The organism is Brachyspira catarrhinii, assembly GCF_005518285.1.
Lineage (GTDB): Bacteria > Spirochaetota > Brachyspiria > Brachyspirales > Brachyspiraceae > Brachyspira > Brachyspira catarrhinii.
In genome coordinates, this window is the sequence record NZ_SJDU01000094.1 from 1 (window position 1) to 7,084 (window position 7,084).

The window sequence follows — 7,084 nt, forward strand, 5'->3', positions numbered from 1 at the left end:
ATGTTTTGAGAAAATTATTGTAATAAGTTTTAGTAATTTTTTGAGGCGACTGTTTTCGGTGAATACAAAAAAGATTGAAGGAAAGAAAATTACTTACTTAAATATATTAGGATTGAAATTTAAATTTTAAAAAATTTTTAAATAAATAAAAAAATTAAGGAATAGATATGATACTAATAACAGGCGGAGCGGGATATATTGGAAGCCATACGATTTTAAATCTTATCGAAAAAACAGATTATAAAATAATTATTTTCGACAATTTGGAAAACGGACATATTGAAACCGTCAATACTTTACTTGAAATAAATTCAAAACGCCAAAGGCGGGCAGACGCCAGAATAATTTTTGAAAAAGGAGATTTGAGAAATATTGAAGATATAGAAAATGTTTTTAATAAGCATTCTATAGACGGCGTTATTCATTTTGCGGCTTTCGCTTTAGTCGAGGAGAGCGTTAAAAATCCTTCAAAATATTATAGAAACAATATTTACGGAACATTAAATTTGCTCGACACTATGATTAAACATAATGTTAAAAGAATAGTTTTTTCTTCCACTTGCGCTACTTATGGCAACCCACAATATACGCCGATAAATGAAAAACATCCTCAAAATCCTATTAATCCTTACGGCTATTCCAAACTTGCTATAGAGCGAATAATGGACGATTACGATAAAGCCTACGGTTTAAAATCAATAAGATTAAGATATTTCAATGTTGCGGGAGCGGACGAGAAGGGAAGAATCGGCGAATGGCATGAACCCGAAACTCATTTAATTCCAAATATATTGAAGGCAAACGATGTAAAAACATTCACAATTTTTGGTAACGATTATGACACGAGAGACGGAACTTGCATAAGAGATTATGTTAATGTATTGGATTTAGCTGAAGCTCATAGATTAGCCTACGAATATTTGCTTGAAGAAAATAAAACTGATGTATTTAATATTGGAACGGGCGAAGGTTATAGCGTGAAAGAAGTTTTTGACGCTTGCGAGCGAGTTTTGAAAAAGAAAATACCCGTTGAGGTTAAAGGTAGACGAGCTGGAGACCCTGCGGTTTTATATGCTGATATTGGGAAGGTAAAAAATATTTTGAATTGGAAACCTGAAAGAAGTTTGGAAGATAGTATTAAAAGTAGTTATTTATATTTTTGTAAAAATAAAAAGTAATAGGATTATGGAATGAGTATTATTGATAAAATATTTAATTATAGCGAAGATTACAGATATAAAACTTGGAAAATATTTGGAATAAAATTTTCGGTAGTTAAAAAATATAATTCTAAAAAAATAAATATTTACGAAGAGATTAAAAAACATGAAATTATTTCTTTCGATATATTCGACACTTTACTGATTCGCCCTTATGTTAAACCGACAGACTTATTTTTGCATATTGAAAAATTATATAAGATTAAAGGATTTCATAAAAATCGAATATTGGCGGAAAAATCGGCGAGAGGAAAATATATTGATAAAGAAGAAGTTACATTAAACCAAATCTACGAAGAGATTGACGAAAAATATAAACCATTCAAAGAAATTGAAATAGAATTGGAAGAGAGAATATTAACCATTCATAAAGAAAATAAAGAAATATACGATTACGTTTTAAGTTTGGGCAAAAAGATAATAATAGCCTCCGACATGTATTTGCCTAAAAATGTTATAGAAAAAATACTTATAAAAAATAATTATACGAATTATTATAAGTTATATTTATCTTCCGATTTGATGCTTACAAAAGCTTCGGGCAATTTGTATAAATATATTATAGAAGATTTAAAAGTAGAACCTTCGAGTATAATGCATATTGGAGATAATTTTCATTCGGACTTTAATAATCCAAAATTGTATGGAATAGATTCGGTTTATATAGAAAAAATAATCGACACTTTTTTGGAAAATAATATTAGAGCGAAAAAATTATTGAATGAAAATAAAAATAATATTGGAATTTCTATTATGCTCGGAATATCCGCTTTTAGTTGTCTTAATAATTTTAATAAAAATGAAAATAAAGAAAATAATTATTGGCGAAATTTCGGATTCGTTTACGGAGGTCCCGCCGTATTTTCTTATATGAATTGGCTTAAAAAACAAATTATAAAAGACAATATAAACGAAGTTCTTTTTGTGGCAAGAGACGGATATAGTTTGAAAAAAGTATTCGATTTGATAAAACCCGAAAGCGTAAAAACTCATTATATATACGCTCCAAGAATTATTTATTATTTGATAACATTGGATTTTGATATGCATTTTAAATATTATCCTATCGAAAGTTTTGAATTAATAAAATCGGTTATAGAATATTACAAAGATAAAGACGAATATTTACAGAAAAATACTCCAAAAATAACTTCCGCTACACAAGGTTATAAATTTATATTAAGCAATATTGAAATATATAAAAAACTTGCAAAATTAGAATATCAAAATTATAGAGAATATATAAATTCTATTGATATTAACGGTAGTAAAATAGCGATAGTTGATACATGCAGTTTTTTTATATCTTCTCAAAGATTAGTAAGTTTATTTTTAGGCAAGGAAAATATTATCGGATATTATTGGTATTCATTATTAAAAGAAAATCAAAATTATAGAATAAAATCATTTCAAAAAATAAAAAAACATTTATTTATTGAATGGAACTTAATGGAATTTTTTATGACCTCGCCAGAACCTCCGATAAAAAATATAGTTGACTCAAAACCTTTATATCATATACCCAATAAATACGAAGAAAAGCGAATGGATATATATCCGTATGTTTCCGATGGAATAGTAGAATTTTTTAAAATTGCTAAAAATTGTTTCAGAGAATTGGAATTATTCATTAATTATAAAGAAATAGTAAAATGGATTAACATGCTTGCATGCATTCCGAGAGAATATGATAAAAAATATATAAAGAATATAAAACATAATTGGAGTGTTGCTAATAATAAATATATTCCTTTAATTCAAAGATGGTTTATTAAAGAAAGCGGTAAAAAATATTATTTGTTTTCTTTTATTCCATTTTTAAGAAAAGAGAAATTCACGGGAGGCGAAATAAAATATTATCTTTTTTCGTTTATTCCAATTATGAAAATAAAAACTATAGAAAATAAGAGAAAATATTATTTATTTATGATATTTAATATTTTGACAATTAAATAATTTATTTAAGGAGAAAAAATATGGAAAAGAAATATATTAATTTTTGTTTATGCGGAGATAATAATTTTATCATTCCTATAACGGTAGCCATAACTTCAATTTTAACTAATATTGATAAATCAAGAATAGCAAGATTTTTCTTACTTACCACAGGTTTTAGCGATAAAGAAATTAATACGATATTAAAATTAAAAAAGAAATATAATTTTGAAGTAGTAAATATACCCGTAGAAAACTATATTAATCTTTTTGATAAAATAGATATTACAAAATGCAAAATACCTTATGTGTCTTTAGCTACTTATTATAGGTTTTTAATGTTTAAGATATTGCCCGAAGATGTTGATAAATGTTTTTATATAGACGGAGATATGATTGTAGACACGGATTTATCTATTATATACGATAATTTAACCGAAGATAAACTTGCATTCGCAGTCGTAGAACCTTTGGCTATGCAACATAGAAAAAGTATATTATCTCATTGTTATGAATTGGAATATTTTAAAAACTTCAAAAACGATTGTTTAAAATATCCGTATATTCAAGCGGGTTTCTTTTTAATTAATCTTAAAAAAGCAAAAGAAAAAAACATATTCGAGCAACTTATAGATTTTATTACTATATGCCCTAATACGCCGTATGTAGACCAAGATGTTATAAACGCGGTTATAGGACAGCAATATTCTGATTTAATTAATTATTTAGAACCATCATATAATGTATTTTGCAATATGGATTATAAGCAACCTTTTAACGATGCTTTTTATAGCGAAGAAATAATAACAAAGTCGTTTAAAAATCCAAAAATTTATCATTATGGCGGAGAGTGGAAACCGTGGAATACAACATTAACTATGCATCATTACGATGTGTGGTGGAAATATTTAAAGTTATCTCCGTATAGAAAAATGAAAAATCCAAAGAAGAAAATTATAGGGGTTATGGAAAATGATAGGTATAGGGTGTATAAGATATTTTTCATGAGGATTAGTATTAAAAAATAATTTATGTTATTCCTAATAGCGTTTTTGGATATTAATACGGAGAGGGATTATATGGTAGCGAGGTGTTTGTGGGAAAATAAGTAATTAATATAAAATATTATTGCTCTTTATCTTTATCTTCTTTTATATCGTTATAACTACTATTATAAAAATTGCAGTTATGATAAGTGTTACCTTGAGTATTATTCACATCTCTATTATTTTGGTAGTTATTATCTTTGTTCTGCAAAGTATAAGATTTTTTATTATTTTTCTTAAATATATTTTTACTACTATTGATATTAATAATAAAAGCAAATGCAACAATAAAAAAGACGCCTACAATTATACTTATATATTTAAATAAATCTATATTAAACTCTATAATACCTCCAAAATATTTTTCCATGAATATTTTTATTGTATTAATATTCTTAAATATAATAAATTCTAATATAGATATTAACGCTGAAATTAATATTACGCAAGCAATTTTTTTAATTTTAATATTTCTTCTCTTAATTTTTCTTTCTCTACTCGCTCTAAATATATCATAGTATTTATAGATTTTATCTTTTGTTTCTTTTTCCTTTATAAGCCTTTCATTTTCTTTTAAAACTTCGTTTTTTTCTGCATCAGATTTTTCTTTAGCCTCTTTTAGTTTTTCATTTTCTATATTGGTTTTCTCAACCTTTTTATTGGTTTCTTCTATTTTTTTATCTTTTTCTTTTTCTCTTTCTCTTATATAAGTTAGTGTTTTTTTATGGTCACTTCCATTTTTATAATAAAATGTTTTCTATCTTTGTCATTAATAAGGGCTAATAACTCATCTTTTTCTTCTTCATTAAAGCTTGTTTCCGAAAGAGTTTTATTTATAAAATTCATAAATTCTGAAGATAATATAGGCGAATAAGAATTAATTATAAATATATCTATTAATTTAATATTAGATATATTAGATATAATAGTTTCTAATAAAAGTAGGTTCATAAATGCATTTACATTCATTATAGGGTTATATAAAGTATAATCGGTTTTGAATGCGGTATTATTTATTATCGCTCTTTGATAAGTTAAAAAAATTTCTTGCATATTGCTTAATTTATTTATTTTGGTTCTATTGTTTTTATTGAAACATTTTATAATTGTTGCATCGTATAAAGTTTGTTTATCTTTTATATTTCTATAATCTCCTTTTTGCTCATTTAAATTCTTTCTAAATCTATGAATTTTTTCACATAATTCCTTATTTGTTTCAATATCTATTAAATGCATTCCTTTTTTTATTTTGATATTATTTTCTTCTATTTTTCTAATTACTATATTTTGTATATTTTGAAGCGGACAACTCATTATATCAACTACTTTTTTATTTGAATAATCAAAATGCACCATATAATAAAAAGAACTTTTCATATCAACGCTATTTGCTGGTATATTTCTAGCATTATTTATATGTTCAAGTATTAAATCAATAGTTATTTCATGTATTGCTATATCAAATTTAAATTCTTTTAATGTTTCTAATATTAGCAAAGCGCTATCAAAGTATATATATTCGCACCATCCGAATATATTACTAATAAAAATATTATCCAAATATATTATTGGTTTTTTATCGTCAATAAAGTTGCTATTTTTATAATTTTGAATTGACTTTAGTATAGCCATTCCTTTAACTATATTTTTGAATATATCTATATAACTTTCTCTTCTTTCATAACATTCGCTTAATACATTTGCTATATTTTTATCTATATCTGAATAAGATAGCAGTGTATCTTTATCATTAACGGTAAATGATTTCATAAAAAATTTATATAAATATTCTAAAATATCTTCTTCTAACGATAGCTCCTTATTTATTTTATCTAAAATAAATGATTTTAACCCTTTTATTTTATTTTGATTTGATAGATACATATATCTATATTCATTAAGTTTATTATTTATTTCATTATTATTTAATAAATTTAAAGAATAGCTTTTATTACTTTTATTATATTTTAAAGAATTAGACGAATGATGAAAATAATCAACTATTTTTTCTGATACATTAGTTTTATAATCAAATAACTCATTTATATATTCTAGCAACTCTTGTTTTGATATTTCTTTAGCATTATATATAGCTATAATTATTATTGGCTCTAATAGAAGATATTTAAATCTTTCTTTGTTAAGTTTTTCTTTATAAAAAGATGATAGCATTAATACATTTATAAACTTTTCTTCATAATTCATTGATTATTAACTCCTAAAGATAAATTAACCGCTTATATTTATTAAGTATAGTAATTATTTTATATTTGTCAAGTTAATTATTCAAAGATTATCAAAGAGATTCTTCAATTTTTAGCGAAATTGATACCTTTTTGTAAATATTGCGATATAAAGAATAGAAAGGACGGCATAACTTGGAAAACTTCAACGAAGAGGATTGAGGAATATTTATAACCTAATATAGGTGTAGGCTATAATTAAAGTTTTTCTATTTCGTCAATACTTAATCCCGTAGCTTTACTTATAGAGGCGTTATCCATATTCATTTGTTTTAAGGTTTTGGCTATTGAATATTTTTCGTCTTTTATGCCTTTTTCAATTCCTTCTTTTATTCCTTCTTCTCTTTCTTTCGATAGCATCAACTTTTGTCCTACCAAAAAAGCGTCTCTAGCGTAATAAGCTCGCATCAATTTATCGTCCGAAGTAAATCGTTTGTATTCTTCTATCGCTTTTGTCATAATTGGATTTGCCTCCTTGGCTACTGCCCGCTTTTAGCGAGTTCTTTTTCAATTAATTCTAAATTATTACTCGTGAAAAATTTCATCCAAGTTAATAATTTATTTTTCTTTAATTCTTCAATGGTAGAATTTTCTAAAATATCAATAAATCTTTGAACTTCGATTAAATGCATTTGAATAT

6 protein-coding genes are annotated in these 7,084 nt (G+C 24.8%); 3 read left to right on the forward strand and 3 right to left on the reverse strand.

The genetic code is table 11. The features are described from left to right. Window positions 1-167: 167 nt before the first annotated feature. Genes galE through EZH24_RS05035 form a run of 3 tightly spaced genes read left to right on the forward strand, consistent with a single transcriptional unit; the run spans window position 168 to window position 4,183 of the window. On the forward strand, window positions 168-1,178 hold the full coding sequence (galE, locus tag EZH24_RS05025) for a UDP-glucose 4-epimerase GalE (protein ID WP_201798564.1): 1,011 nt from the start codon (window positions 168-170) through the stop codon (window positions 1,176-1,178). A 12-nt stretch (window positions 1,179-1,190) separates the two neighbouring features. Then, window positions 1,191-3,176 carry a hypothetical protein gene (locus EZH24_RS05030; protein WP_137998030.1) on the forward strand — a complete coding sequence of 662 codons (1,986 nt, stop codon included), beginning with the start codon at window positions 1,191-1,193 and terminating at the stop codon, window positions 3,174-3,176. A gap of 20 nt (window positions 3,177-3,196) precedes the next feature. After that, a complete protein-coding gene (locus tag EZH24_RS05035) occupies window positions 3,197-4,183 on the forward strand; it encodes a glycosyltransferase family 8 protein (protein ID WP_137998032.1) in 987 nt (328 codons plus the stop codon). A 97-nt stretch (window positions 4,184-4,280) separates the two neighbouring features. On the opposite strand, the gene EZH24_RS05040 is transcribed toward EZH24_RS05035, so the two are convergent. The 3 genes from EZH24_RS05040 to EZH24_RS15020 form a co-directional block, all read right to left on the reverse strand. Next, the gene (locus EZH24_RS05040; RefSeq protein ID WP_137998033.1) at window positions 4,281-4,571 is read right to left on the reverse strand and encodes a hypothetical protein; all 291 of its coding nucleotides are present in this window, start codon (window positions 4,569-4,571) and stop codon (window positions 4,281-4,283) included. 341 nt (window positions 4,572-4,912) lie between these two features. Then, window positions 4,913-6,406 carry a hypothetical protein gene (locus tag EZH24_RS05045; RefSeq protein WP_137998035.1) on the reverse strand — a complete coding sequence of 498 codons (1,494 nt, stop codon included), beginning with the start codon at window positions 6,404-6,406 and terminating at the stop codon, window positions 4,913-4,915. 236 nt (window positions 6,407-6,642) lie between these two features. Beyond that, complete coding sequence (locus tag EZH24_RS15020; protein ID WP_236847073.1) at window positions 6,643-6,903, reverse strand: hypothetical protein; 261 nt, start codon at window positions 6,901-6,903, stop codon at window positions 6,643-6,645. Window positions 6,904-7,084: the final 181 nt, after the last annotated feature.